Source organism: Streptomyces sp. NPDC089799 (assembly GCF_040684755.1).
Taxonomy (GTDB): Bacteria; Actinomycetota; Actinomycetes; order Streptomycetales; family Streptomycetaceae; genus Streptomyces.
Genome location: NZ_JBFBGR010000008.1, coordinates 216,643 through 242,765, shown reverse-complemented (window position 1 = coordinate 242,765; position 26,123 = coordinate 216,643). Strand labels below are relative to the sequence as shown.

Annotated in this window: 20 protein-coding genes and 1 tRNA gene; 19 read left to right on the top strand and 2 right to left on the bottom strand. The window is 73.5% G+C overall.

What is annotated here, in order from left to right:
- Positions 1 to 25 precede the first annotated feature (25 nt).
- The 7 genes from AB0O36_RS11465 (at position 26) to AB0O36_RS11435 (ending at position 9,056) form a co-directional block, all read left to right on the top strand.
- Entirely contained in the window at positions 26 to 1,420 is a 1,395-nt protein-coding gene (locus tag AB0O36_RS11465; RefSeq protein ID WP_365107439.1) for a nitrate/nitrite transporter, read from the top strand.
- Between the two features lie 123 nt (positions 1,421 to 1,543).
- Complete coding sequence (locus tag AB0O36_RS11460) at positions 1,544 to 2,791, top strand: uroporphyrinogen-III synthase (RefSeq protein WP_365107437.1); 1,248 nt, start codon at positions 1,544 to 1,546, stop codon at positions 2,789 to 2,791.
- Between the two features lie 19 nt (positions 2,792 to 2,810).
- Positions 2,811 to 3,437: a GNAT family protein gene (locus AB0O36_RS11455; protein WP_365107434.1), complete on the top strand. Its 627-nt coding sequence runs from the start codon at positions 2,811 to 2,813 to the stop codon at positions 3,435 to 3,437.
- A 65-nt stretch (positions 3,438 to 3,502) separates the two neighbouring features.
- Positions 3,503 to 4,063 carry a CGNR zinc finger domain-containing protein gene (locus AB0O36_RS11450; protein WP_365107431.1) on the top strand — a complete coding sequence of 187 codons (561 nt, stop codon included), beginning with the start codon at positions 3,503 to 3,505 and terminating at the stop codon, positions 4,061 to 4,063.
- Positions 4,064 to 4,190: 127 nt separating this feature from the next.
- Complete coding sequence (locus AB0O36_RS11445; protein ID WP_365107428.1) at positions 4,191 to 6,503, top strand: UvrD-helicase domain-containing protein; 2,313 nt, start codon at positions 4,191 to 4,193, stop codon at positions 6,501 to 6,503.
- Positions 6,504 to 7,013: 510 nt separating this feature from the next.
- On the top strand, positions 7,014 to 8,438 hold the full coding sequence (locus tag AB0O36_RS11440; RefSeq protein WP_365107425.1) for an NAD-dependent malic enzyme: 1,425 nt from the start codon (positions 7,014 to 7,016) through the stop codon (positions 8,436 to 8,438).
- 336 nt (positions 8,439 to 8,774) lie between these two features.
- Positions 8,775 to 9,056, top strand: a complete 282-nt coding sequence (locus tag AB0O36_RS11435; protein ID WP_030875040.1) for an HU family DNA-binding protein — start codon at positions 8,775 to 8,777, stop codon at positions 9,054 to 9,056.
- Between the two features lie 376 nt (positions 9,057 to 9,432).
- On the opposite strand, the gene murA is transcribed toward AB0O36_RS11435, so the two are convergent.
- Complete coding sequence (murA, locus tag AB0O36_RS11430; protein WP_365107421.1) at positions 9,433 to 10,782, bottom strand: UDP-N-acetylglucosamine 1-carboxyvinyltransferase; 1,350 nt, start codon at positions 10,780 to 10,782, stop codon at positions 9,433 to 9,435.
- 308 nt (positions 10,783 to 11,090) lie between these two features.
- Between murA and AB0O36_RS11425 the strand changes: the two genes are divergently transcribed.
- From AB0O36_RS11425 to mycP, 9 genes are all read left to right on the top strand, one after another.
- A complete protein-coding gene (locus AB0O36_RS11425) occupies positions 11,091 to 11,651 on the top strand; it encodes a YqgE/AlgH family protein (RefSeq protein ID WP_365107418.1) in 561 nt (186 codons plus the stop codon).
- A 28-nt stretch (positions 11,652 to 11,679) separates the two neighbouring features.
- Positions 11,680 to 11,970, top strand: a complete 291-nt coding sequence (locus AB0O36_RS11420; RefSeq protein WP_365107415.1) for a DUF3039 domain-containing protein — start codon at positions 11,680 to 11,682, stop codon at positions 11,968 to 11,970.
- A gap of 359 nt (positions 11,971 to 12,329) precedes the next feature.
- A complete protein-coding gene (locus AB0O36_RS11415; RefSeq protein WP_365107597.1) occupies positions 12,330 to 14,048 on the top strand; it encodes a beta-N-acetylhexosaminidase in 1,719 nt (572 codons plus the stop codon).
- A 251-nt stretch (positions 14,049 to 14,299) separates the two neighbouring features.
- Entirely contained in the window at positions 14,300 to 15,187 is an 888-nt protein-coding gene (locus AB0O36_RS11410) for an FAD binding domain-containing protein (protein WP_365107412.1), read from the top strand.
- A 38-nt stretch (positions 15,188 to 15,225) separates the two neighbouring features.
- Complete coding sequence (locus AB0O36_RS11405) at positions 15,226 to 17,775, top strand: 2Fe-2S iron-sulfur cluster-binding protein (RefSeq protein WP_365107410.1); 2,550 nt, start codon at positions 15,226 to 15,228, stop codon at positions 17,773 to 17,775.
- Positions 17,772 to 20,120, top strand: a complete 2,349-nt coding sequence (locus tag AB0O36_RS11400; RefSeq protein WP_365107407.1) for a xanthine dehydrogenase family protein molybdopterin-binding subunit — start codon at positions 17,772 to 17,774, stop codon at positions 20,118 to 20,120. Before AB0O36_RS11405 ends, AB0O36_RS11400 begins: the two co-directional genes overlap by 4 nt.
- Before the next feature lie 141 nt (positions 20,121 to 20,261).
- Positions 20,262 to 20,807, top strand: coding sequence for a hypothetical protein (locus AB0O36_RS11395; RefSeq protein ID WP_365107404.1), 546 nt, complete (start codon positions 20,262 to 20,264; stop codon positions 20,805 to 20,807).
- Positions 20,807 to 22,306, top strand: a complete 1,500-nt coding sequence (locus AB0O36_RS11390) for a hypothetical protein (RefSeq protein WP_365107401.1) — start codon at positions 20,807 to 20,809, stop codon at positions 22,304 to 22,306. The genes AB0O36_RS11395 and AB0O36_RS11390 overlap by 1 nt, the downstream gene beginning before the upstream one ends.
- Positions 22,307 to 22,326: 20 nt before the next feature.
- Complete coding sequence (gene mycP, locus AB0O36_RS11385; RefSeq protein ID WP_365107398.1) at positions 22,327 to 23,523, top strand: type VII secretion-associated serine protease mycosin; 1,197 nt, start codon at positions 22,327 to 22,329, stop codon at positions 23,521 to 23,523.
- Positions 23,524 to 23,599: 76 nt separating this feature from the next.
- On the opposite strand, the gene AB0O36_RS11380 is transcribed toward mycP, so the two are convergent.
- Positions 23,600 to 23,671: transfer RNA gene (locus AB0O36_RS11380), tRNA-Cys, on the bottom strand.
- Positions 23,672 to 23,888: 217 nt separating this feature from the next.
- On the opposite strand from AB0O36_RS11380, the gene AB0O36_RS11375 reads away from it, so the two are divergent.
- From AB0O36_RS11375 to AB0O36_RS11365, 3 genes are read left to right on the top strand one after another with little or no spacing between them, the layout of a single operon-like run.
- Positions 23,889 to 25,436 (top strand): MFS transporter, encoded by a 1,548-nt coding sequence (locus AB0O36_RS11375; RefSeq protein WP_365107395.1) that lies wholly within the window; start codon positions 23,889 to 23,891, stop codon positions 25,434 to 25,436.
- Positions 25,437 to 25,469: 33 nt separating this feature from the next.
- Positions 25,470 to 25,667 (top strand): Arc family DNA-binding protein, encoded by a 198-nt coding sequence (locus AB0O36_RS11370; protein WP_365107392.1) that lies wholly within the window; start codon positions 25,470 to 25,472, stop codon positions 25,665 to 25,667.
- Entirely contained in the window at positions 25,667 to 26,035 is a 369-nt protein-coding gene (locus AB0O36_RS11365; protein WP_365107389.1) for a Fic family protein, read from the top strand. The genes AB0O36_RS11370 and AB0O36_RS11365 overlap by 1 nt, the downstream gene beginning before the upstream one ends.
- The last annotated feature ends 88 nt before the right edge of the window (positions 26,036 to 26,123 follow it).

The following is a 26,123-nucleotide window of genomic DNA, read 5'->3' as shown; positions in this document are numbered from 1 at the left end:
CGGACGCGACAGCTGTGGAGGCGTGATGACCGCAACTCAGCCGAAGGCCCCCCGGACCGGGGGCCGCTGGATCGAGCGGTGGGAGCCGGAGGACGAGGTCTTCTGGCGGGAGAGCGGGGAGCGCACCGCCCGGCGCAACCTCGTGTACTCGGTGTTCTCCGAGCACATCGGCTTCTCCATCTGGACCATGTGGTCCGTGCTGGTGCTGTTCATGGGCCCCGAGTACGGGGTGGACCCGGCAGGGAAGTTCTTCCTGATCGGCACGGCCACCTTCGTCGGGGCCTTCGTCCGGGTGCCGTACACCTTCGCGGTGGCCCGGTTCGGGGGGCGCAACTGGACGGTGTTCAGCGCCCTGCTGCTGCTCGTGCCGACCCTCGCCGCGCTGGTCGTGCTGGAACCGGGCACCTCGTACGGGACCTTCCTGCTGGTCGCCGCGCTGACCGGGGTCGGCGGCGGCAACTTCGCCTCCTCCATGACCAACATCAACGCCTTCTTCCCGCTGCGGCTCAAGGGGTGGGCGCTCGGGCTGAACGCCGGCGGCGGGAACATCGGCGTGCCGGTGGTCCAGCTGGCCGGCCTGCTGGTCATCGGCACCGCCGGCGCCGGGCACCCGCGGGTGCTGCTCGCCGCCTACCTCCCGCTGATCGTGGTCGCGGCCGCACTGGCCTGGCTGCGCATGGACAACCTGGCGCCGGTCCGGAACGACTCCGGCGCGGTCCGCGAGAGCCTCCGCGACGGCCACACCTGGATCATGGCCTTCCTCTACGTCGGCACGTTCGGCTCCTTCATCGGCTACTCCTTCGCCTTCGGGCTGGTGCTGCAGACCCAGTTCGGGCGGACCCCGCTGCAGGCCGCCTCGCTGACCTTCCTGGGGCCGCTGCTCGGTTCGCTGATCCGGCCGGTGGGCGGTCGCCTCGCGGACCGCCTCGGCGGGGCCCGGATCACGCTGGGGACGTTCGCGGGGATGGCGGCGGCCACCGGGGTGGTGCTGCTGGCCTCGGTGCGCGAGTCGCTGCCGGTGTTCCTGGCCGGGTTCGTGGCGCTGTTCGTGCTCAGCGGGCTCGGCAACGGCTCGACGTACAAGATGATCCCCGGCATCTTCCAGGCGAAGGCGGTGGCCCGGGGGATGGACGGGGAGGCGGCCGCGGCGTACGGGCGGCGGCTGAGCGGGGCGTCGATGGGCATCATCGGCGCGGTCGGCGCGCTCGGCGGACTGGGCATCAACCTGGTGTTCCGGGAGGCGTTCCTGAGCTCGGGGTCCGGGACGGCGGCGTTCGTCACCTTCCTCGGCTTCTACGCGGCGTGCGGCGCGGTCACCTGGGCGGTATACCTTCGGCGGCCCGCTGCGGCCCAGGCCGGCGGCGGGGTGGCGGCGGAGGCCGCGGACGGCGGGGCGAAGCCGCAGCTCACGTCCGTGTAGTGGACGGGCGGTGTAACCGGCGCGAAACGATCGTGAACCGAGCCCGACATGCCCGCTTGGCAGGCTCGGACCGCGGTTTCCCGCCGTACCGCCCCCCCGACATGCACCACGAGGCAGGTCACGATGATCGACGCCCAGACCGACGCCCAGACCGACGCCCAGACCGACGCCCAGACCGACGCCGCCCACCGTCCTGCCGGCCGGACGGCCTCCGCGCCGACGGCCGACGGCCCCGGCCCGCTCTCCGGCTTCACCGTCGGGGTCACCGCGGCACGCCGGGCCGACGACCTGATCGCCCTGCTGCGGCGGCGCGGCGCGGCCGTGCTGCACGCCCCGGCCCTGCGGATCGTGCCGCTCGCCGACGACGGCGAACTCCTCGCCGCCACCAAGGAACTCATCCGCCGCGCCCCGGACGTGGTCGTCGCCACCACCGCCATCGGCTTCCGCGGGTGGATCGAGGCGGCCGAGGGCTGGGGCGTCGGGGAGGAACTGCTGGCCCGGGTGCGCGGGTCCGAACTCCTGGCGCGCGGGCCCAAGGTGCGGGGCGCGATCCGGGCGGCCGGGCTGGCCGAGGCGTGGTCGCCGGAGTCGGAGTCCCTCGCCGAGGTGCTGGACCGGATGCTGACGGCCGGGGTGGCCGGCCGGAGGGTGGCGCTCCAGCTGCACGGCGAACCGCTGCCGGGCTTCGTCGAGGCGCTGCGGGAGGGCGGGGCCGACGTGGTCGTCGTCCCCGTGTACCGGTGGATGGCCCCGGAGGACCCCGGCCCGCTGGACCGGCTGCTGGACGCGGTGGCCGCGGGCGGGGTGGACGCGGTCAGCTTCACCTCGGCGCCGGCCGCGGCCTCGCTGCTGGCGCGGGCGGAGCAGCGGGGGATGGGCGAGGAGGTCCTGGCCGCGCTGCGGGGCGGGGTGCTGGCCGCCTGCGTGGGGCCGGTCACCGCGCTGCCGCTGCAGGCGCGGGGCGTGGACACCGTCCAGCCGGACCGGTTCCGGCTGGGCCCGCTGGTGCAGCTGCTGTGCCAGGAACTGCCCGCGCGGGCCCGCCGGCTGAGGGTGGCCGGGCACTGGCTGGAGCTCCGCGGGCACGCGGTGCTGCTGGACGGCGAACTGCGTCCGGTGCCGCCGGCCGGGATGTCCCTGCTGCGGGCGCTGGCCCGGCGCCCGGGCTGGGTGGTCTCCCGCGCGGACCTGCTGCGCGCCCTGCCCGGCGCGGGCCGCGACGAGCACGCCGTGGAGACGGCGATGGCCCGGCTGCGTGCGGCCCTGGGCGCGCCGAAGCTGATCCAGACGGTGGTCAAGCGCGGCTACCGGCTCTCGCTGGACCCGTCCTCGGAGGCGAAGTACGGCGATCTGCGGGCGGGTGCCCGCTGATCCGGGCTAACGTGCCCGGATGATCATCGACGGGGTGGAGATGCGGGACCTGCGGGCCGACGACGCCGGGGCCCTGGCCGACGCGCTGGCGCGGAACCGCGCGAACATGCGGGCCGTGGAGCCGGACCGGCCGGACGCCTTCTACACCGCGGCCGGGCAGCGCGCCCGCATCGACGGCATGCTCGCGGAGCGGGACGGCGGCCGGATGCGGCCGTACCTGCTGGTCCACGGAGGCCACGGCGACCACGGAGGCCACGGAGGCCACGGCGACCAAGGCGAGGAAGTGGTCGGCGCCGTCAACCTCGGCACCATCACGCACGGCCCGCTCTGCAGCGGCGGCATCGGCTACTGGGTGGACCGGGCGTGGCGCGGCCGGGGCCTGGCGTACGCGGCCGTCGAGGAGGTGCTCCGGATCGCCCGCGACGAGGTCGGCCTGCACCGCGTCGAGGCCGGCACCCTCACCGACAACCACGCCTCCCAGCGGGTCCTCGCCAAGGCCGGCTTCGAGCGCTACGGAACCGCCCCCCGCTACCTCCACATCAACGGCGCCTGGCGCGACCACCACCTCTTCCAGCGCCTCCTCCACGACGACCCGCCGTACGCGGTCCGGGGCCTGTCCGGCGGATCAGGGTCGGACAGGTCCTAGCGCCGCTCCGCAGAGGCCCCGCACGGGGGCTTCCCCGCGGGGCGGGGCGGGGGCACTCTGGGGGCATGTGGTTCGACTCCGGGCGGCTCTGCCTGGACCTGGTCGGCACCTTCGGGCCTCCCGAGGAGCTCCGGGACGGCGCGGAACTGCGGATGTGGCTCACCGGTGCCGGACTGGTGCCGTACGGGACCCCCCTCGCCGGGGTCGACGAGGGCTGGCTGCCGCCCTTCCGGGACCTGCGCGCGGACCTGCGCGTCCTGGTGCGGGCCGAGCTGGCCGGCAGCGTGCCCGAGGACACCGCCCTCGCGCGGGTGAACTCCGCGGCAGCCGGGCCGCCGCCCGGCCTGTGTGCCGTACGCGACGGGGACGGGCACCTCGTGCGCGCGCTGCGGGGCGGTGTGGAACGCGGGGCGCTGCTGGCCGCCGTCGCCCGGGACGCCGTCGAGCTCCTCACCGATCCGGGCGACCGGGCCCTGCTGCGGACCTGCGAGGGCGACGGCTGCACCCGGGTCTACCTGGACACCTCCCGCGGCCACCGCCGCCGCTGGTGCAGCAGCGAGATCTGCGGGAACCGCGAACGGGTCGCCCGGCACCGCCGCCGCGCCCTCGCCGCCCGGGTGGGCTAGGGCCCGTCCGGCGGATCAGGGCCGGACAGGGCCTGGCGGCGTACCGGTCCTTTTGAACCGGAGTGCGGAGACCCCGCCGGTTCGCGTACGGTTGACGGTCGCCCATGCACGTCAGAAAGGGGCCTTGGTGGCCGCGCAGGATGCCGCTGTCGACGCTGTCGACAGCACGGCGGAGTCCCTCCGCGATCGAGAGATCGCGGTCGAACAGAGTCATCTGGACCAGGTGTACCGCCGCCTCGAGGAGAAGATCCACGAGGCGGAGTTCCTGATGAACGACGCGGCCAAGCGCGGCCAGGTCGGTACTCCGGGCGCGCTCGCCGAGCGCGACGCCCAGGTCTACCGGGCCGGGATCCACCTGAACCGCCTCAACAACGAGTTCGAGGACTTCCTCTTCGGCCGGGTCGACCTGGTGCTCGGCAAGGACGGGGAACGCGGTCCGGACGGGGCCTACACCTCCGTCGCGCCGGCCGAGGACGCCATCCGCCCGGACCTCACCGCCGACATCGCCGAAACCCTCCACATCGGCCGGATCGGCGTCCTCGACGCCGACTACTCCCCGCTGGTGATCGACTGGCGCGCGCCCGCCGCCGCGCCGTTCTACCGCTCCACCCCCAAGGAGCCCGGCCGCGTCGTCCGCCGCCGCGTCATCCGCTCCAAGGGCCGCAGGGTGCTCGGAGTCGAGGACGACCTGATGCGCCCCGAGGTGACCGCCTTCCTCGACGGCGAGGAGCTGCCCTCCATCGGCGACGGCGCGCTGATGGCCGCCCTCGGCCGGGCCCGCACGCACACCATGCGGGACATCGTCTCCTCCATCCAGGCCGAGCAGGACCTGGTCATCCGGGCCCCCGCCGCCTCCGTGGCCGAGGTGTCCGGCGGCCCCGGCACCGGAAAGACGGCCGTGGCCCTGCACCGCGCCGCCTACCTGCTCTACCAGGACCGCCGCCGGTACGCCGGGGGCATCCTGATCGTCTCCCCGACCCCGCTGCTCGTCGCCTACACCGAGGGCGTCCTGCCCTCGCTCGGCGAGGAGGGCCAGGTGGCGATCCGCGCGCTCGGCTCGCTGGTCGACGGCGCGGAGGCGACGGCGTACGACGAGCCGGCCGTGTCCCGGATCAAGGGCTCCTCGCGGATGCTGAAGGTGCTGCGCAAGGCCGTACGGGGGGCCCTGGAGCTCGGCGGGCCGGCCGGCCGCGCTCCGGACAGCCTGCGGGTGGTCGCCTTCGGGCGGCGCCAGGAGCTGGACGCGGACGAGCTGGGCCGCATCCGGCAGACCGTGCTGGGCGGCACCGCCCCGGTCAACCTGCTCCGCCCGCGGGCCCGCCGGCTGCTGCTGGACGCGCTGTGGCAGAAGTCCGGCGGCGCCGGCCGCCACTCCGACCCCGAGCTGGCCGCCGAGCTGCGCTCCGCCTTCGACGAGGACATCTCGACGGAGGACGTGTTCCTCGACTTCCTGAACGCCTGGTGGCCCGAGCTGACCCCGCGCGGGGTGCTCGCGGCGATGGCCGACGAGCGCCGGCTGGGCCGCTGGACCCGGCGGGTGCTGAACCCGCGCGAAACCCGGCAGCTGGCCCGCTCGCTGCGCCGCGACGCGCTGTCCGTGCACGACGTGGCCCTGCTCGACGAACTGCAGATGCTGCTCGGCGCGCCGGCCCGGCCGAAGCGGAAGCGCGAGCTCGACCCGCTCGACCAGCTCAGCGGGCTGGAGGAGCTGATGCCGCAGCGCGAGGAGACCCAGCGGGAGCGGGCCGAGCGGCTCGCGGCCGAACGGGTCGACTACGCGCACGTGATCGTGGACGAGGCGCAGGACCTGACGCCGATGCAGTGGCGGATGGTGGGCCGGCGCGGCCGCCACGGCACCTGGACCGTGGTCGGCGACCCGGCGCAGTCCTCCTGGACCGACCCGGACGAGGCGGCCGCGGCCCGCGACGAGGCGCTGGGCAGCCGTCCGCGCCGGCGCTTCACGCTGACCGTGAACTACCGCAACCCGGCGGAGATCGCCGAGCTGGCGGCGAAGGTGCTGGCGCAGGCCATGCCCGGGATGGAACCGCCCACGGCGGTCCGCTCCACCGGACTGCGGCCCCGCTTCACCGCCCTGGCCGAGGGCGGTGACCTGGCGGAGACCGTGCGCGAGGAGACCCGCCGGCTGCTGGACCAGGTGGACGGCACGGTGGGCGTGGTCGTCGCCATGAACCGCCGGGCCGAGGCCGCGCGGTGGCTGGCCGACCTGGGCGGCCGCGCCGTGGCGCTGGGCAGCCTGGAGGCCAAGGGCCTGGAGTACGACGCCACGGTGGTGGTCTCCCCGGCCGAGATCGCCCAGGAGTCCCCCGCGGGCCTGCGGGTGCTGTACGTCGCCCTGACCCGCGCCACCCAGCAGCTGACGGTGGTGTCCACCGGCCGCGACGCCCCGGAGGACGGCGTACCGGCCCTGCTGCGGGACTGACAGGGGGCTGACCCGGGACCGGCGGGCACCGGACCGGGACGGCCCGCCGCCCGCGCGGCCGCCCGCGCGGGGCCGTGCGCCTGGCCACGGGCCCGGATGGCCCGCGGCCAGGCGCGTGGTGGAACGGGTCAACCCGCCCAGGGGGGATCACATCGCGCGATCCTTTGTTAGCCTGGGTACGGCACCGGCTCGATCCAAGCCCCCGGGCCCAACCTTCGTCGCCTAGAGCGACCACTTGCCGCGAGGCGAGCATGGCGGGTCGGTGCCACTGATCGTTGGTTTTTCCTACAGGTCCGCGCCCTCCGCAGTCGGAGGGCGCGGACCTGTTTTGTGTGACCCCACCCTTCACACCCCCCGGCAAATCTCGTATGGTGGAAGTGTCTTTCCGAAATTTGTAGCTGGTTACCTTGTACCAGCCGGTAGGTGGGACGATCGGACAACAGGTCCTGCCATGCCGACCGTGTGGCGGGGCCCGCACAGTGATCACAGGGAAAGCAGAGGAAACCGGTCATGGCAACGGCGCCCAGCGTCTCGTACTCGATGACGGTCCGCCTGGAGGTGCCCGCGAGCGGAACCGCGGTATCCCAGCTCACCACCGCCGTGGAATCTTCCGGTGGTTCGGTGACCGGCCTCGACGTGACCGCATCCGGCCACGAGAAGCTCCGTATCGACGTCACCATCGCGGCCACGTCCACCGCGCACGCCGACGAGATCGTCGAGAAGCTGCGCGGCATCGAGGGGGTCGCGCTCGGCAAGGTCTCCGACCGCACCTTCCTGATGCACCTCGGCGGCAAGATCGAGATGGCGGCCAAGCACCCCATCCGCAACCGTGACGACCTCTCCATGATCTACACCCCGGGCGTGGCCCGCGTGTGCATGGCGATCGCCGAGAACCCCGAGGACGCGCGCCGCCTCACCATCAAGCGCAACTCCGTCGCAGTCGTTACCGACGGGTCGGCCGTGCTCGGCCTCGGCAACATCGGCCCCAAGGCCGCGCTGCCGGTCATGGAGGGCAAGGCGGCCCTCTTCAAGCGGTTCGCCGGCATCGACGCCTGGCCGATCTGCCTGGACACCCAGGACTCCGACGAGATCGTCGCGATCGTCAAGGCGATCGCCCCCGGCTTCGCCGGCATCAACCTGGAGGACATCTCCGCGCCCCGCTGCTTCGAGATCGAGGCGCGGCTCCGCGAGGCCCTGGACATCCCCGTCTTCCACGACGACCAGCACGGCACCGCGATCGTGGTGCTGGCCGCCCTCACCAACGCCCTGCGCGTGGTGGGCAAGGCCATCGGCGACGTCAAGGTCGTCATGTCCGGCGCCGGCGCGGCCGGTACGGCCATCCTGAAGCTGCTGCTCTCGGCCGGTGTGAAGAACGCCGTGGTGGCCGACGTGCACGGCGTCGTGCACGCGGGCCGCACCGACCTGGTCGACGCCGCCGCGGACTCCCCGCTGCGCTGGATCGCCGAGAACACCAACCCCGAGGGCTACACCGGCACCCTCAAGGAGGCCGTGGTCGGCGCCGACGTGTTCATCGGCGTCTCCGCCCCGAACGTGCTCGGCGGCGAGGACGTCGCGGCCATGGCCGAGGGCGCCATCGTGTTCGCGCTCGCGAACCCGGACCCCGAGGTGGACCCGGCCGTCGCCCGCCAGACGGCGGCCGTCGTGGCCACCGGCCGCTCCGACTTCCCGAACCAGATCAACAACGTCCTCGTCTTCCCGGGCGTCTTCCGCGGCCTGCTGGACGCGCAGTCCCGGACGGTCAACACGGACATGATGCTGGCGGCGGCGAGCGCGCTCGCGGACGTGGTCGGCGAGGACGAGCTGAACGCGAACTACATCATTCCTTCGGTGTTCAACGACAAGGTGGCCGGTGCGGTCGCGGGTGCCGTCCGGAAGGCCGCCACCGCCGCTGTGACGGGCCCCACGTCCGCCTGATCCGGCGCGTCGCGGGATGCGGGGCCGTTGACACGCCTCTAGGGTTGCGGCGATGCCCGCGAGGTCAGCGGTCCGCATCCCCGAGCCCTCCCACTGGTGCGGACGGAGCGTCACGGTGGCGTGACTGTGGCGCTTTTCGTGTGACCCTGGCGGGTGCCGGATTCGCTTTCCCGCCGCTGGTGGGGGCAGGATGCGTGACTGTGGCGCGAGGGTCTGACGGCAGACCCGGGTCCGGGGACTGTCCGAGGGCCCTGGCAGCATCGGCTTCGCTGGTGCCAAACATGCGGCTCTGCCGCGTGGCACGCCTCATAGGCAAGTTGAACACGGGAGTACAACATGAACCGCAGTGAGCTGGTGGCCGCTCTGTCCGAGCGCGCCGAGGTGACCCGCAAGGACGCCGACGCCGTTCTGGCCGCTCTCGCCGAGACCATCGGCGAGGTCGTCGCCAAGGGCGACGAGAAGGTCACCATCCCCGGCTTCCTGACCTTCGAGCGCACCCACCGTGCCGCTCGCACCGCTCGCAACCCGCAGACCGGCGACCCCATCCAGATCCCGGCCGGCTACAGCGTGAAGGTCTCCGCGGGCTCCAAGCTCAAGGAAGCCGCCAAGGGCAAGTAAGTCTCGTCCTTGTTGGCCTCTGGCCAGAAGTACGCAGTACTGCGAAGGGCGGCCACCCCGGATGGGGTGGCCGCCCTTCGGCGTGCCGGTGGCCGCGGAAACGGCGATGGCCCCGGGGGCAGGGCCATCGTCGGGTGGTGCGGGGGGTGGAGCGGAGCGGTCGTCAGACCAGGTCGCCGCCGGGGAGCTCGACCTTCGCGCCGAGTTCCACGAGCTTCTCCATGCTGTGTCTTCCCGGGGGATGACCCCCGGACCCCCAGCAGGGGCGGGGTGTCGTCGACGGTGGCCGTGTCGGGGCGAGGTGGCTGCGGAAACGGCGATGGCCCCGGGTTCGGGGCCATCGTCGGGTGGTGCGGGGGGTGGAGCGGAGCGGTCGTCAGACCAGGTCGCCGCCGGGGAGCTCGACCTTCGCGCCGAGTTCCACGAGTTTCTCCATGAAGTTCTCGTAGCCGCGGTTGATCAGGTCGATGCCGTGGACCCGCGAGGTGCCCTCGGCGGCCAGGGCCGCGATCAGGTACGAGAAGCCGCCGCGCAGGTCGGGGATGACCAGGTCGGCGCCCTGCAGCTTGGTGGGGCCGGAGACGACCGCGGAGTGCAGGAAGTTGCGCTGGCCGAAGCGGCAGGCCGAGCCGCCCAGGCACTCGCGGTACAGCTGGATGTGAGCACCCATCTGGTTGAGCGCCTCGGTGAAGCCCAGCCGGGACTCGTAGACCGTCTCGTGGACGATGGAGAGGCCGGTGGCCTGGGTGAGGGCGACCACCAGCGGCTGCTGCCAGTCGGTCTGGAAGCCGGGGTGCACGTCCGTCTCCAGCGCGATCGCCTTCAGCGGGCCGCCCGGGTGCCAGAAGCGGATGCCGTCGTCGTCGATCTCGAAGGCGCCACCCACCTTGCGGTAGGTGTTCAGGAAGGTCATCATCGAGCGCTGCTGGGCGCCGCGCACGTAGATGTTGCCGCCGGTCGCCAGCGCCGCGGAAGCCCACGAAGCGGCCTCCAGACGGTCCGGGAGCGCCTTGTGGTTGTAGCCGCCGAGGCGGTCGACACCGGTGATCCGGATCGTCCGGTCGGTGTCCATGGAGATGATGGCGCCCATCTTCTGCAGCACGCAGATGAGGTCCTCGATCTCCGGCTCCACCGCCGCGTTGGCCAGCTCGGTGACGCCCTCGGCCAGCACCGCCGTCAGTAGCACCTGCTCGGTCGAGCCGACCGAGGGGTAGGGCAGGCGGATCTTGCAGCCGCGCAGCCGCTGCGGGGCCTCCAGGTACTGGCCGCCCTCGCGCTTCTCGATGGTCGCGCCGAACTGCCGCAGCACGTCGAAGTGGAAGTCGATCGGCCGCCCGCCGATGTCGCAGCCGCCGAGACCGGGGATGAAGGCGTGGCCGAGCCGGTGCAGCAGCGGGCCGCAGAACAGGATCGGGATGCGGGAGGAACCCGCGTGCGCGTCGATGTCCGCGACGTTGGCGCTCTCCACGTGGGTCGGGTCGAGCACCAGCTCGCCCGGCTCCTCGCCGGGGCGGACCGTCACGCCGTGCAGCTGCAGCAGACCGCGGACGACCCGAACGTCACGGATGTCCGGCACGTTGCGCAGCCGGCTGGGTTCACTGCCGAGCAGGGCGGCGACCATGGCCTTCGGCACGAGGTTCTTCGCGCCGCGGACACGGATCTCGCCCTCGAGCGGGGTCCCGCCGTGGACGAGCAGTACGTCGTCGTGACTGTCAGTGCCGGTCATGAATCTCGCGTTCCGATGGGCCCCCCGGACGAGCCAGGGAGACTAGGGGCAGGGGATCAGAGGTAAGGGTAAGGGGCGAAACCCCCCTGTTCGTAAGGCTGACGCGGCCGTAGGACTGTCATGAATTCGGCACAGCACCCTCCGTGCCCGGGAAATGGCGGAGGGTGGCCTTCCGCAGGTATTCCCACACGTCACCCGTTCGCACGCCCGGCACGCGCTCCCCGCTGCTGCGGTGCGCCCGTACCCGCCCGCGAGGCAAGCCCGACTCCGACTCCCCGGGAACGCCGAACATGGGGGATCATGGCCGCATGACCGAGGTGTCCTCCCTCACCGGGCGGCTGCTCGTCGCCACACCCGCGCTCGCGGACCCGAACTTCGACCGCGCGGTGGTCCTGCTGCTCGACCACGACGAGCAGGGCTCGCTCGGCGTGGTCCTCAACCGCCCGACCCCGGTGGGCGTCGGCGACATACTGATGCCCTGGGCCGCACTGGCCGGTGACCCGGGCGTGGTCTTCCAGGGCGGCCCGGTCGCCCTCGACTCCGCCCTCGGCATCGCCGTCATCCCGGGGGAGGAGGGCCCGGTCGGCTGGAGACGCGTGCACGGTGCGATCGGCCTGGTCGACCTGGAGGCCCCGCCGGAACTGCTCTCCGGAGCCCTGGGCTGCCTGCGGATCTTCGCCGGCTACTCCGGCTGGGGCCCCGGCCAGCTGGAGGACGAGCTCGGCGACGGAGCCTGGTACGTGGTGGAGTCCGAGCCGGGCGACATCTCCTTCCCGGACCCGGAAAGGCTGTGGCGGGCGGTGCTGCGCCGCCAGCGCAGCGAACTCGCCATGGTCGCCACCTACCCGGACGACCCGTCGCTGAACTGAGTCCGGCGCGGGTCGGTACCCTGGCTGCATGAGCACTCTTGAGCCCGACCGCGGGACTGGCACCGGGACCCTCGTCGAGCCGACGCCGCAGGTCTCTCACGGCGACGGCGACCACGAGCGCTACGCCCACTACGTCCAGAAGGACAAGATCATGGCGAGCGCCCTCGAAGGGACTCCCGTCGTGGCGCTCTGCGGCAAGGTGTGGGTGCCGGGCCGTGATCCGAAGAAGTACCCGGTCTGCCCGCTCTGCAAGGAGATCTACGAGTCCATGGGCCCGGGCGGGGACAAGGACAAGGGCAAGGGCGGCAAGGACAAGTAGTCCGGCAGCCGGCCCGGCACGGGGCTCCGCCCCGTGTCCCGCGGGACCGAGGCCCCCGGTGTGCGCACGCGCGCGCCGGGGGCCTTTGCCGCACCCGGGCCCTTCCGGACGTGCCGGGGCACTTCGCCGACGCACCCGGGACCTTCCCGGACGCACCCGGACGCACCCGGGACCTTCCCGGACTCACCCAGGACCTACGCCGGCGCACCGGGCCCTTCGCCGCACCGGACGCCTTCGCCGTCCAAGGGCTGTCCGGGCCGGACGGGCGCGGCATAGGTTCAGACCTGTGCCGCCCGCGCCGCGGAACCCCGTGGTGCGCCGCGGTGCCCAACGACCCCGCCGCGAAGGGCTGCCCGTCCATGGACCTGATCCCCGCACCCCGGTACGCCCGGTTCGCCGACGGCGGCACGCGCCTGGCCGGGCTCACCGATCCGCTGCTCGTCGCCGGACCCGGCACCGGGTCCACGGCCGCCTGGATCCGCCGCGAGATCGGCGCGGCCACGGGCTGGGACCTGCCCGCCCCGGCAGTGCCCTCCCCCGCCGAGCCCTCGCCGGCTGATCCTGAGGCGGGCCGTCCGGAGACGGGCCCCGGCGGGGCGCCGGAGGGCGTGCGGCAGGCGGTATGGCTGGCCCTGCGCCCCGACCTCGCGCGGACGCTCGGCCCGGAGTGGCACGAGGTCCACGTGACGGACCGCGGGGTGCTGCTGGAAGGCGCCGATCCCGCCGGGTTGTTCTGGGCGGCCCAGACGTTCCGTCAGCTGCTCGGGCCCGATGCGTACCGGAACGCACCGCTGAGCCGGGACCGCCGGACCTGGACCCTCCCCATCGGCGACGTCCGGGACGGCCCGCGCTTCGGCTGGCGCGGCATGATGCTCGACGTGGCCCGGCACTTCATGCCCAAGGACGGGGTGCTGCGCTACCTGGACCTGCTCGCCGCGCACAAGCTGAACGTGCTGCACCTGCACCTGACGGACGACCAGGGCTGGCGGGTCGAGATCCGGCGCCACCCCCGCCTGACCTCCGTCGGCGCCTGGCGGCCGCGCAGCCGCAGGGGCCACCGGGCGTCGCCGCTGTGGAACGAGACCCCGCACGGCGGCTTCTACACCCAGGACGACATCCGGGAGATCGTCGCCCACGCCGCCGAACGGCACATCCGGGTGGTCCCCGAGATCGACATACCCGGCCACTCGCAGGCCGCGATCGCCGCGTACCCGGAGCTGGGCAACACCGACGTGACCGGCACGGTCCCGCCGGAGGTGTGGGACGACTGGGGCATCAGCGAGCACGTGCTCGCCCCGACCGAGCCCGTACTGCGCTTCTACGAGGGCGTCTTCGAGGAGCTGCTGGAGCTGTTCCCGGCGGAGGTCTCGCCGTTCGTGCACGTCGGTGGCGACGAATGCCCCAGGACGCAGTGGCAGCGGTCCAGGACCGCGCAGCAGCGGATCCGCGAGCTGGGCGTGGACGGCGAGGACGGCCTCCAGTCCTGGTTCATCCGGCACTTCGACCGCTGGCTGGCCGACCGGGGCCGCCGCCTGATCGGCTGGGACGAGATCCTCCAGGGCGGGCTCGCCGAGGGTGCCGCGGTGTCCTCCTGGCGCGGGTACGCGGGCGGCATCACGGCCGCCGAGGCGGGCCACGACGTGGTGATGTGCCCCGAGCAGCAGGTGTACCTGGACCACCGTCAGGACGCCGGGGCGGACGAGCCGGTGCCGATCGGCTACGTGCGCACCCTGGAGGACGTGTACCGGTTCGAGCCGGTTCCGCCGGGCTTGTCGGAGGCGGCGGCCGCCCGGGTGCTGGGCGCGCAGGCCAACATGTGGACCGAGGTGACGGAGAACCAGGCGCGGGTGGACTACCAGGTGTTCCCACGGCTCGCGGCCTTCGCGGAGACGGTCTGGTCGGAGCTGCCGGAGCCGTCCCGGCGGGACTGGCCCGGCTTCGAGCGGCGCATGGGGGCGCACTACGCCCGGCTGGACGCGCTGGGGGTCGACTACCGGCGGCCGCAGGGTCCGCTCCCGTGGCAGCGGCGGCCCGGAGTGCTCGGACGCCCGGTCGAAGGGCCGCCCCCGATCGTGTGACTCCGGCAACCAGTTCTGTTCCCGCCGTCTCCCCGCAAGTCGGTTCCGACCAAAGGAAAACCGCAGAAAAGGGACCTTTCTTCCACGCCGGCGCGGGGCGGACCGGACCGGAGCCCTCCGGGGGGCGCCCGGGCCACCCTCGCGCCGGGGCGGTGCGGAAGATGTGCCAGAGTTGCCACGTCCCGGCTGTGAGCACGTACCGTACGGCGCAACAGCCGTGAGCGCCGGGACATCGGGAAGGGGCAGCTGGGTTGACCACTCACGCACCGCAGGCGGCGCAGCCGGTGACGCAGTCCGTCATGCTGCCCGGCTCGCTCGACGAAGCCGTCGACGCTCTCGCCGCCATGCCCGCGGCCGTACCCGTGGCGGGCGGAACCGACCTGATGGCGGCCGTGAACGCCGGGCTGCTGCGCCCGGCCGGACTGGTCGGCCTCGGGCGGATCAACGAGATCCGCGGCTGGCAGTACCAGGACGGGCACGCACTGCTCGGCGCCGGCCTCACGCACGCCCGGATGGGCCGGCCCGACTTCGCCGCGCTGATCCCGGCGCTGGCGGCGGCCGCGCGCGCGGCCGGACCGCCGCAGATCCGCAACGCCGGCACCCTCGGCGGCAACATCGTGACGGGCGCGCCCACCGGGGACTCCCTGCCGGTGCTGGCCGCGCTGGAAGCCGTACTGATCATCGCCGGGCCGGGTGGCGCGCGGCGTGAGATCCCGGTCTCCCACCTGCTCGCGGGCCGCGAGATGCTGCGGCCCGGCGAGCTGATCGGCTACGTGCGGGTGCCGCTGCTGCACGCCCCCCAGGTCTTCCTCAAGGCCACCGGCCGGACCGGGCCGGGCCGCGCCATCGCCTCGGTGGGCCTGGTGCTCGACCCGGCGCGGCGCGGGGTGCGGATCGCGGTGGGCGCGGTGGCGCCGATGCCGCTGCGGCCACTGGAGGCCGAGCAGTGGGTGGCCTCACTGATCGACTGGGACGCCGAGCGGACCCTCGCGCCGGAGGCGCTGGAGGCGTTCGGCGACTACGTCGCGGCGGCCTGCGTGCCCGACCAGGGCGACCCGGTCCCGGCAGGTGTCCTGCAGCTGCGGCGGACGGTGTCGGTGCTGGCACGCAGGGCCCTGGGGAGGGCACTGAGCTCATGAGCGGGAACGGCAACGCGGACGGGAACGGGAACGGGCACGTGAGTCAGGGGAACGGGGGACCGGGCTGGGGTTGGGAGCCGGTCCCGCAGGGCGGCGAGTACGACTCCGACGCGACGGCGTTCGTACAGCTGCCGCAGGAGATGCTGGGCGGCTCCGGCACCGGAGAGCCGCTGGCGGCACCGGGGCACGGATACGTGCCGCCGGTGATCGTGCCGCCGGTGATCGCGGTCCCGCCGATGCCGGTGGACACGGCCCCGCCGGCCGCGAGCGCCGATCCGGCCTCGGCGACGGGCACCTGGACGCTCCCGACGGCATGGCCCGAGCCGGCCGCCGGCACCGCCCCGGCCGCCGCTCCCGCGCACCTCGCCGCCGCGCCCGCTGCCGGGGCGGACGGGACCACGGACCCGGGGGCCACGGCCGAGTGGCAGTTCCCGGAGGCGGTGCACCCCGCCGAGGACCCGGCCGCGGGCACCGGCTTCGACACCGGCTCCGGCTTCGACACCGGCTCCGGCTTCGACACCGGCACCGGTTTCGAGGCCGGCTCCGACACCGGCCAGTGGCCCTCCCCGGCGGCCGACTGGAGCCAGGCTCCGGTGACCCTGCCGGGCGGCGCGGCAGCGCCGTGGGCGGACGCGCCGCAGGCGGAGTTCGACGGCGTACGGGCGTACGCGCCCTCCGCGCCCGTGGCGCAGGCCCGCGGACGCGTACTGGGCGGCCCCGGCGTGGGCACCCTCCCCGAGGGCGAGGCCGCGCACGCCGCCCCGGACATCGACGCGGCCCACGCCCCGGCCCCGTCCGACCACCACGACACCGCGCCGGCCGCCCGCGCGGAGCACGGCCACGCACCGGCCGGCCACCCCTACGCGGAAGAGACCGGACCCGGCGCCGCCCCCGCCGCGGCCGAGCCCGACCCGTACGCCGCCTACGCGTACACCCACACCCCGGCCGAGGGCGTGGCGCTGCCGGGCGTCTCGGAGGTCCCTGGTCTCCCGGGTGCCCCCGGTCTCCCGGGTGCCCACCCGTACGTGCCGACCGCCGTCGTCGCCGCTCCCGACGTGGATCCGTACGCGGCCGCCGGCCACACCCCGCCGGAGGGCGTGCCCCTGGCCGTCCCCGGCGCGTCCGGCGACCTGCCCCACGCGGACGGTCCGGCACCGACGCCGTACGCCCAGAGCGGCACCATCGGCCACGGCACGGCCTTCACGGACGGCACCCTGGGCCACGGCATCGCCTTCCCGGACGGGACGCTGGGCCACGGCGTCGCCTTCCACGACGGGACTCCGGCACACGGCACCGCCTTCCCGGAGCCCGCCGCGGCGGACGGCGGGGGCGGTACCGGCGCCACGGCCGGCCACGGCGGGACGACCGGCCACGGAACGGCCTTCCACGACGGCACCCCGGCGCACGGCACCGCCTTCCCGGGCGGGACGCTCGGCCACGGCATCGCCTTCACGGACGGCACCCCGCCCCATGGCGTGGCGGTGCCGGACGGGACTCCGGCGCACGGTGTCGCCCTGCCGGACGGCGTCGAGCCGGGCTCCGGCGAAGCCGCCCACGGCGAAGCCGTCCACACCGACGCCACCCACACCGAAGGCATCCACGGGGACGGCACCCACGGGGACGCCGTCCCCGGGGGCGGCGACGACGCCGGGCACACCCCGGCCGAGGGCATCGCCCTCCCGGACGGGGCGCCCGTGGCGGCGGACGGCGGCACGGACACCGGCACCCCCGCCGGAGGAACCGCACTGCCCGCGCCCGCTGCCGAACCGCACCTGCACGGCGAACCGCACCCGCACGGCGAACCGCACCTGCCGGGCGAGCCCTACGCCGGACACGCGCACGAAGCCCCGGTCACCACGCACACCGAGGAGCACCCGCTCGCCTCGTACGTGCTCCGCGTCAACGGCGCCGACCGCCCCGTCACCTCCGCCTGGATCGGCGAGTCGCTGCTCTACGTGCTGCGCGAGCGCCTCGGCCTGGCCGGCGCCAAGGACGGCTGCTCCCAGGGCGAGTGCGGGGCCTGCGCCGTGCAGGTCGACGGCCGCCTGGTCAACTCCTGCCTGGTGCCCGCGGCCACCGCCGCCGGCTCCGAGGTCCGTACGGTCGAGGGCCTGGCCACCCAGGGCGAGCTGTCCGACGTCCAGCGGGCCCTGTGCGGCTCGGGCGCGGTGCAGTGCGGCTTCTGCATCCCCGGCATGGCCATGACCATCCACGACCTGCTGGAGGGCAACCACGCCCCCAGCGAGCTGGAGACCCGCCAGGCACTCTGCGGCAACCTCTGCCGGTGCTCCGGCTACCAGGGCGTGCTCGACGCCGTCCGCGAGGTCGTGGCCGAACGGGACGCCACCGCGGCAGCCGCGGCGGAGACCGCCCAGGCGGCCCAGGCCGCGCAGATGGCCCAGGCCGGTCACCTCCCCGGCGCTCCCCTCATCCCGCACCAGGCCGCGCCCGGCGCGGGCGGCGTGCACCAGGGCCACCAGGTCGAGGGCCACCAGGGTCCGGGCCACCAGGTCCCGGGTCACCACGACCACCAGGGCCACCACCCCGACCAGTACGGCCAGTACGACCAGCACGGAGGCACCGCATGACCGCCGGCGACGCGGCAACGGCCATCGTGACCGCTGCGGTCACCGCCCATGCCGCGGGCGCCGGTTCCGCGGCCGACGCGCCCCCGCGCGGGATCGGCGCCTCCGTCCCGCCCACCGAGGCCCGCGCCAAGACCGAGGGCACCTTCCCCTACGCCGCGGACCTGTGGGCCGAGGGGCTGCTCTGGGCGGCCGTCCTCCGCTCCCCGCACGCACACGCCCGGATCGTCTCCATCGACACCAGCGCGGCCGCGCAGATGCCCGGCGTACGGGCCGTGGTCACCCAGGCCGACGTCCCCGGCGCCGCCACCCACGGCCGGCGGATCTCCGACCGCCCCGTCTTCGCCCACGACGTGGTCCGCCACCACGGCGAGCCGATCGCCGCGGTCGCCGCCGACCACCCGGACGCCGCCCGGCTGGCCGCCGCCGCCATCGCCGTCGAGTACGAGCTCCTCGACGCGGTCACCGACCCCGAGCAGTCCTTCGGCGCGCCGCCGCTGCACCCCGAGGGCAACCTGATCCGGCACATCCCGCTCCGCTACGGCGACCCCGAGGCGGTCGGCGAGGTGGTCGTCGAGGGGTTGTACCGGATCGGCCGCCAGGACCCCGCACCCATCGGAGCCGAGGCCGGCCTCGCCGTGCCCCGCCCCGACGGCGGCGTGGAGATCTACGCCGCCTCCACCGACCCGCACACCGACCGCGACCTGGCCGCCGCCTGCTTCGGCCTGGAACCGGAGCGGGTCAAGGTCGTCGTCACCGGAGTTCCCGGCGCCACCGCCGACCGCGAGGACTCGGGCTTCCAGCTGCCGCTCGGCCTGCTCGCGCTGCGCACCGGCTGCCCGGTGAAGCTCGCCGCGACCCGCGAGGAGTCCTTCCTCGGCCACGCCCACCGGCACCCCACCCTGCTCCGCTACCGCCACCACGCGGACGCCGAGGGCCGGCTCGTCAAGGTCGAGGCGCAGATCCTGATGGACGCCGGCGCCTACGCCGACTCCTCCGCCGAGTCCCTCGCCGCGGCCGTCGCGTTCGCCTGCGGCCCGTACGTCGTCCCGAACGCCTTCGTCGAGGGCTGGGCCGTACGCACCAACAACCCGCCGTCCGGCCACGTCCGCGGCGAGGGCGCCATGCAGGTCTGCGCCGCGTACGAGGGCCAGATGGACAAGCTGGCCGCCCAGCTCGGCCTCGACGGCGCCGAACTGCGCCTGCGCAACGTGCTGGCCACCGGCGACTCGCTGCCCACCGGGCAGGCCGTCACCTGCCCCGCCCCGGTCGCCGAACTGCTGCGCGCGGTCCGCGACGCCGAGCTGCCCTCGCTGCCCAAGGACGCCCCGGAGGAGGAGTGGCTGCTGCCGGGCGGACCCGAGGGCGCGGGTGAACCGGGCGCGGTCCGGCGCGGCGTCGGCTACGGCCTCGGCATGGTCCACATGCTCGGCGCGGAGGGCACCGACGAGGTGTCCACCGCCACCGTGAAGGTCCAGAACGGCATCGCGACCGTGATCTGCGCCGCAGTGGAGACCGGGCAGGGCTTCACCACCCTGGCCCGCCAGATCGTCCAGGAGACCCTCGGGGTCGACGAGGTGTACGTCGCACCGGTCGACACGGACCAGCCGCCGGCCGGCCCGTCCGCCCACGGCCGCCACACCTGGGTCTCGGGCGGCGCGGTGGAACGCGCCGCGAAGATGGTCCGTACGCAGCTGCTGCAGCCGATGGCCGCCAAGTTCGGCATGTCCACGGAACTGCTGCAGATCAAGGACGGCCGGATCACCTCCTACGACGGCGCCTTCTCCACCCCGGTTGCGGAGGCCCTGCAGGGCAAGGAGCTCTGGGCGACCGCCCAGTGCCGCCCGCACCCCACGGAGCCGCTGGACGCCGAGGGGCAGGGCGACGCCTTCGTCGGCCTCGCCTTCTGCGCGATCCGCGCGGTGGTCGACGTGGACATCGAACTGGGCTCGGTCCGCGTGGTCGAGCTGGCCGTGGCCCAGGACGTCGGCCGCGTGCTCAACCCGCGCCAGCTGGCCGCCCGGATCGAGGCGGGCGTCACCCAGGGCGTCGGCGCGGCCCTCACCGAGAACCTGCGCACGGCCTCCGGTCTGATCCGCCACCCCGATCTGACGGGCTATGCGCTGCCGACGGCGCTCGACGCCCCGGCCGTACGGATCGTCAGACTCGTGGAAGAGCGGGACGTGGTCGCGCCGTTCGGCGCCAAGGCGGCCAGTGCCGTCCCGGTGGTCACCGCACCCGCGGCGGTGGCCTCGGCGGTGCGCTCGGCGACCGGGCGCCCGGTCAACCGGCTCCCGATCCGCCCCTCGGCGGCGGTCGCGTCGACGGGCGGCGCGGCCAACTCCTGACCGAGTGACCCGCATTGCACGTGCAACCCCGCTCTTGGGGCTGTCGGCGCCGCTGGCTAGAGTTGTCCGTACGCATGCGAACGGGGACGTGGTGCGGCAGCGGCGCCGCAGCACGGGGAGACGGTACACGGGGAGGCCATCGTGGCGGCGGACGACGGGATCGAGGCGGTACTTCCGTTCATTCCGGGCGGCAGCATGCTGTCGCTGGTGAACGAGGGACTGCTGGCGGCACAGGGCAAGGCCCTGTTCGTCGAGAAGCAGTCGATGATCGAGTACCGCAAGCGGGTGGACGCGCTGCTCGACCAGTTGAAGGGATCGAACGCGGAGCACGGCAAGTTCGCCCACGGCACCCTGGCCGAGGGCAAGCTGGGCACGGGCTTCGCGGAGGCGGGCGACCTGCAGACGGCGTACAACAAGGTCCGCAGCCAGATGGAGGACCTCTCGAAGGCACTGGGCAACCAGATCGAGTCCCTCGGCATCGCCATCGAGGCGTCGCGGATCGGCTACGAGAACATGGACGAGGACATCAAGGCGCGCATGCGGTCCCTGCAGAAGCAGGCGCGGGACCAGTACAAGGTGGAGCTGGACCCGGGAGCGCAGGGGCACCACACGCCGGAACCGAACGCCCCTTCGGCGTCGTCCCCGCAGCCGAACACCGACACCAGCACGTCCGGGGGTGACATGTAATGGCAACCGACTTCGAGCCGTTCTCGCACAAGGAACTGCTGGGGATGCTGGCCTCGGTGGACGCCGAGACCGTCCGGTCGCGCGGCCAGCTCCTCAAGGACGCCGAGATCGAGATCACCAAAATCGGCAACGACCTCAAGAACCACAAGGTCGAGAACTGGGAGGGCGAGGCCGCCGACGCCTTCCAGAACTGGGTCAACGGCCTGGGCAACGCCACGCTGCGGCTCGGCGAGTACAGCAAGACCGGCGGCACCTGGATGGTCAACGCGGCGCAGACCATCACCGAGGTCAAGGCCAACATGCCGAAGTACGACCAGGGCGCGTACGACAACCTGGAGGCGGCGCGCGAGGCCCGCAACGACCCGGACGCGGCGAAGATCGGCCAGACGGCCCACGCCAAGCTGTCGGCGGACCGGCAGCAGGCCGTGCAGGCGATGAAGAAGCTGGCGGAGTCCTACGAGCAGTCGTCGACGCAGATGAACGCGGCGCCGCTTCCTACGTTTCCGCCGGCGCCGTCTTCGGTGCAGCCTCCGGCGGTCTACGGGAATGAGGACATTGCCCGTTCGGGTGGCAGCCCCGACGTGGGCAACGGCATGCGTGAGGCCCCGTACACCGACAGGGGAGGCGACGCCCGTCACAAGAGTGACGATCCCCGCCTGAACGACGGCTACCAGCCGTCGAACCCGGACCCCACGACACCGGTCCAGCCCACGCCTCGGACTCCGGATCCGGTTCCGGTTCCGCCCGCGGTCTTCCCGGACCGGGACGTGGACACCGACCTCGACACCGTCGGGACCCTTCCGCCCCCGACACAGGTGACGCCCACGCCTCCGACTCCGAACCTGCCCCACACCCCGGGCGGTCCGCCGCCCGTCGGCATGGTCCCGCCGGTGACCCTCCCGCCGATCGGCAGCGTCCCGCCGGTGAACAAGACCGTCCCGGGTGGTCCCGGGCCGCTCGGCCGTGGCCCGGTGAGCCCGACCGGTCCGCTCGTACCCGGACTGCCCAGAGGTGAGTCGCCGCTCGGCAGGCTCCCCGGAATGCCGGAGTTCGCGCCGAGGGACAACGGCATCTCCGGTGGCCGACAGGTGAACCGGAGCGGCCCGAGCACCAGCATTCCGCGCGGCACCGTGATCGGTGAGGGCCCGCACGGGCAGGCCGGTCGTCCGGGAACCCCCGGATACGGCCCCGGCATGGGCGGCGGAGGCTTCCAGGGTGGCGCACCTGCCCAGGGTGCACCCGGATCCGGCCGCCGGCTGGCTCGGGAGTCCGGCGGCGTGGTGGGCGGGCGCTCGACCAGCGGGACGCCCGGTCAGCCCTTCACCCAGGGCGGTTCCGGCCTGGTCCGGGGCAACCAGGGTGCAGGCCCGGTCGGCGCCGGCGCGCAGCCCAGGGGCACGCGCCGGGACGAGCAGAACGGCGAACGCCCCGACTACCTGGTCGAGGACGAAGAGACCTGGCAGGACAACCGCCGTGTTGGCCCGCCGGTAGTCGACTGAGCGAACGGACACTGCACGGGATGCGCATGCGGAAGGCCACGTCTGTCCTGATGGGTCTGCTGTTGGCCGGAGTCGCCGCGACTCCGGCCCACGCGGAGAGCATCAGAGCCCAGCAATGGCATCTCGACTCCATGAAGGCCGACGAGATGTGGAGGACCAGCACCGGCAAGGGTGTCACCGTTGCGGTGATCGACACCGGTGTCGGTCGGGTGCCGGAGCTGGAAGGCCAGGTCCTGCCCGGGAAGAACTTTGCGACGAACACCGACGGTGACGAGCGTAAGGACTTTGACCGGCACGGCACGGGTATTGCCGCGATGATCGCGGGCACGGGCAAGCACCCTTCGGGTGACGGTGCGTTCGGCTTGGCCCCGGGCGTCAAGATCCTTCCGATCCGTGTTCCGTACGACAAGGATCCACGGACACCCTCCTGGGCCGAAGCCATCCGCTACGCAGCGGACTCGGAAGCCAAGGTCATCAACATCTCCCTTGCCGCCCCGAGCAAGGACAAGGCAAATGACGACCTTCGCGCCCAAGCAGTGAAGTACGCACTGTCCAAGGGCAAGCTGATTTTCGCGGGCGCGGGCAACTCCGCTCAGTCGTACAACGAGCTCCTCTATCCGGCCGGCACACCGGGCGTGGTGGGCATGGGGGCCATTGATCAGAACGGCAATGCCACTGCGGAATCCCAGAAGGGACCTCAAATCGACCTCGCGGCTCCCGGCATGGACGTCGTGACGGCCTGCTCCGGCAAGACCGGCGTCTGCAAGACCCACGGCACCAGTGACGCCAGCGCCCTAGCCTCCGCCTCAGCCGCACTGATCTGGGCCGCCCACCCCGACTGGACCAACAACCAGGTCCTCCGCGTCATGCTCAACACCGCCGGCAAGCCCCGCGACGGCGTCGAGCGGAACAACCACATCGGCTACGGCGTGGTCCGGCCGCGGATCGCGCTGACCAACCCCGGCGACCCCGGCCCCGCCGACAAGTGGCCGCTGCCCGACCTCGCCGCGGCCGCTTCGCCCGCTCCCGGTTCGTCCGGATCCGGTGAGGCCGCGCCGTCCGCCGGGAGCTCCGCCGCACCCGCGCCCGCTCCGCAGGCCGCGGACAAGGAGGACGGCGGCGGAGGCAGCACGCTCTGGATCGCCCTCGGCATCGGTGCCGCCGTGCTGATCGGGGGAGCCGTGACCGCAGTCGCCGTACGCGCCAGGAACCGCTGACGCCTTCGCGCAGAAGGACCTCGGATGTGAGTGAGGCCGCCCGGAACGAATCCGGGCGGCCTTCGGCATCTCTCTGAGGCCGTGGCGGGAATTGAACCCGCGTACCCCGCTTTGCAGGCGAGTCCCTGGGCCACTCGGGCACACGGCCGTGCTTTTTTCCTGCGCGTTCTCTTGCTGGACACGACCGTACGGCGGGCCGCAGCCGGGCCGGAAGGGAAACCCGGGTCCTGCAACGGGACCGCCACGCCGCGTTCACAAACCTCTCCGCGCACGGCGGTCGGCCTGCGGTCCTAGGACTCCCGGAGGACCCGTGATCCGCCGAAATGACAGGGACGAAATACGGTCACGGCCCTTACGCTGATGCGATGAGCGCCCTCGAACCCCGTGCCGACGAGACGGCCGAAGCCACCCCCGGACCGTCCGCATCCAAGTCGGCCGGCGGTGGCGGCAGCGGCGGCGCTGGCGGCGGCGGTGGCAGTGCGGACGCAGGCGTCCTCGGCCCCGCGCACCGGACGCTCAGCATCGGCATGATCAGCGTGATCTTCCTGATCGCCTTCGAGGCCACCGCCGTGGGCACCGCGATGCCCGTCGCGGGCCGCGAGCTGAACGGGATGGCGCTCTACGCCTTCTCCTTCTCCGCGTACTTCACCACCAGCCTCTTCGGCATGGTGCTTTCCGGCCAGTGGAGCGACCGGGACGGCCCGCTGCGCCCGCTGACCCTCGGCATCGCCTCCTTCGCCGGCGGCCTGGTGCTGGCCGGGACCGCCGGGGCCATGTGGCTGTTCGTGCTCGGGCGCGCCGTACAGGGGCTCGGCGGCGGCCTGGTGATCGTCGCGCTGTACGTGGTGGTCAGCCGCGGCTACGACGAACGGCTCCGGCCCGCGATCATGGCGGCCTTCGCCGCCAGCTGGGTGGTGCCCTCCATCGTCGGGCCGCTGGTCTCCGGCACGGTCACCGAGCACTTCGGATGGCGCTGGGTGTTCCTCGGCATCCCGGTACTGGTCGTGATCCCCCTGGTCGTCGCCCTGCCCGCGATACGCCGGGTCGCATCGGGCCCGGTGGGCGGCGCCGCCGCCCCCGCGCGCTTCGACCGGCGGCGGATCAGGCTCGCGCTCGGCATCTCGCTCGGCGCCGGGCTGCTGCAGTACGCCGCCCAGGACCTGCGCTGGCTCTCCCTGCTGCCGGCCCTCGCGGGCGCGGCCCTGATCGTGCCGGCCGTCCGCGGGCTGCTGCCCCGCGGCACCTACCTGGCGCGGCGCGGCCTGCCGTCCGTGGTCCTGCTCCGCGGGCTCGCGATGGGCGCCTTCATCTCGGCCGAGAGCTTCATCCCGCTGATGCTGGTCACCCAGCGGGGCCTCAGCCCCACCCTGGCCGGATTCGCGCTGGCGCTGGGCGGACTGACCTGGGCCGCCGGGTCGGCGATCCAGTCCAAGCCGCGGATGCAGCCCTACCGGGAGCGGCTGATGGTCCTGGGCATGGTCCTGGAGGCCCTCGCCATCGCCACGGCGCCCCTGGTGCTCATCGGGTCGGTGCCGGCCTGGCTCCTCACCCTGACCTGGGCGGTCGGCTGCCTGGGCCTGGGCCTGGTGATCGGCTCCACCAGCGTGCTGCTGCTGGAGCTGTCGCCGCCGGAGGAGGCCGGGAGCAACTCCGCGGCCCTCCAGATCTCGGACGCCCTGGCCAACGTGGTGCTGCTGGCGTCCGGCGGCGCGGCGTTCGCCGCCCTCGGCGGCGGGACGGTCGGCGCGGCCCACGGCGCGGCCGCCGATGCGGCCGGCGCCGCCTCGCACCCCGGCGCGTTCGTGGTGGTCTTCCTCCCGATGGCCTGCGTGGCCCTGCTGGGCGCCTGGGTGGCCACCCGACTGGACCCGGAGTCCGCCCGGGCGGTCACCCTCCCTAGGGAAGTGGGCTGACACCGAGTGGTACCGCGCGGTACCGTTGCTGTCATGGCTGGTCTTAACGTGAGGTTTACCGAGGAAGAGCTGAACTCCCTGCGCGAGCGCGCCGAGGCGGAGGGCCGCAGCATGCAGTCCTTCGTGCACGACGCGGTGATCCGGGCCATAAACGAGCACTCGCGCCTCTTCAATGAGGCCGCAGAGCACGTGCTGAAGGTCAGTGAGGAGCTGAACCGGAGGCTCGCCTGATGCAGTACCTGACCATGCCCGAGCTCCTGAACCTGGCTCAGCGGCTCGGGACCAGCGAGGTCCGCGACTACGGGTTGCTCGACTCGGCGCTCGCTCGCCCGCAATCGAGCGTGTTCGGGCAGGACGCATACCCGGACGTGTGGCAGAAGGCCGCGGCGCTGATGGAGTCGCTGGCCCGGAACCACGGCCTGGTTGACGGGAACAAGCGCCTCGCCTGGTATGCGACCTGGGTGTTCCTGCACATGAACGGACACCCGCTCGACGCGCACTTCGACGTGGATGAGGCAGAGCGGTTCGTCTTGGACGTGTGCCAGGGCGCACTCGATGTACCCAAGATCGCGACGCAGTTGCCGAGGTTCGCGCGGTAAGCGGGCGGCAGCGGTGTGACCCTCGCCGCACGTCCCCAGGTCACGGGCCTGTCCCTCCGCGAGGGGCGGGCCCGCCCCGGTAGGGTGG

Excerpts from the sequence above, each read along its gene's own strand:
- AB0O36_RS11465 (WP_365107439.1), top strand. The coding sequence starts at position 26 with ATGACCGCAACTCAGCCGAAGGCCCCCCGGACCGGGGGCCGCTGGATC.
- AB0O36_RS11460 (WP_365107437.1), top strand. The coding sequence starts at position 1,544 with ATGATCGACGCCCAGACCGACGCCCAGACCGACGCCCAGACCGACGCC.
- AB0O36_RS11455 (WP_365107434.1), top strand. The coding sequence starts at position 2,811 with ATGATCATCGACGGGGTGGAGATGCGGGACCTGCGGGCCGACGACGCC.
- AB0O36_RS11450 (WP_365107431.1), top strand. The coding sequence starts at position 3,503 with ATGTGGTTCGACTCCGGGCGGCTCTGCCTGGACCTGGTCGGCACCTTC.
- AB0O36_RS11440 (WP_365107425.1), top strand. The coding sequence starts at position 7,014 with ATGGCAACGGCGCCCAGCGTCTCGTACTCGATGACGGTCCGCCTGGAG.
- AB0O36_RS11435 (WP_030875040.1), top strand. The coding sequence starts at position 8,775 with ATGAACCGCAGTGAGCTGGTGGCCGCTCTGTCCGAGCGCGCCGAGGTG.
- murA (WP_365107421.1), bottom strand. The coding sequence starts at position 10,782 with ATGACCGGCACTGACAGTCACGACGACGTACTGCTCGTCCACGGCGGG.
- AB0O36_RS11425 (WP_365107418.1), top strand. The coding sequence starts at position 11,091 with ATGACCGAGGTGTCCTCCCTCACCGGGCGGCTGCTCGTCGCCACACCC.
- AB0O36_RS11420 (WP_365107415.1), top strand. The coding sequence starts at position 11,680 with ATGAGCACTCTTGAGCCCGACCGCGGGACTGGCACCGGGACCCTCGTC.
- AB0O36_RS11415 (WP_365107597.1), top strand. The coding sequence starts at position 12,330 with ATGGACCTGATCCCCGCACCCCGGTACGCCCGGTTCGCCGACGGCGGC.
- AB0O36_RS11400 (WP_365107407.1), top strand. The coding sequence starts at position 17,772 with ATGACCGCCGGCGACGCGGCAACGGCCATCGTGACCGCTGCGGTCACC.
- AB0O36_RS11390 (WP_365107401.1), top strand. The coding sequence starts at position 20,807 with ATGGCAACCGACTTCGAGCCGTTCTCGCACAAGGAACTGCTGGGGATG.
- mycP (WP_365107398.1), top strand. The coding sequence starts at position 22,327 with ATGCGCATGCGGAAGGCCACGTCTGTCCTGATGGGTCTGCTGTTGGCC.
- AB0O36_RS11375 (WP_365107395.1), top strand. The coding sequence starts at position 23,889 with ATGAGCGCCCTCGAACCCCGTGCCGACGAGACGGCCGAAGCCACCCCC.
- AB0O36_RS11370 (WP_365107392.1), top strand. The coding sequence starts at position 25,470 with ATGGCTGGTCTTAACGTGAGGTTTACCGAGGAAGAGCTGAACTCCCTG.
- AB0O36_RS11365 (WP_365107389.1), top strand. The coding sequence starts at position 25,667 with ATGCAGTACCTGACCATGCCCGAGCTCCTGAACCTGGCTCAGCGGCTC.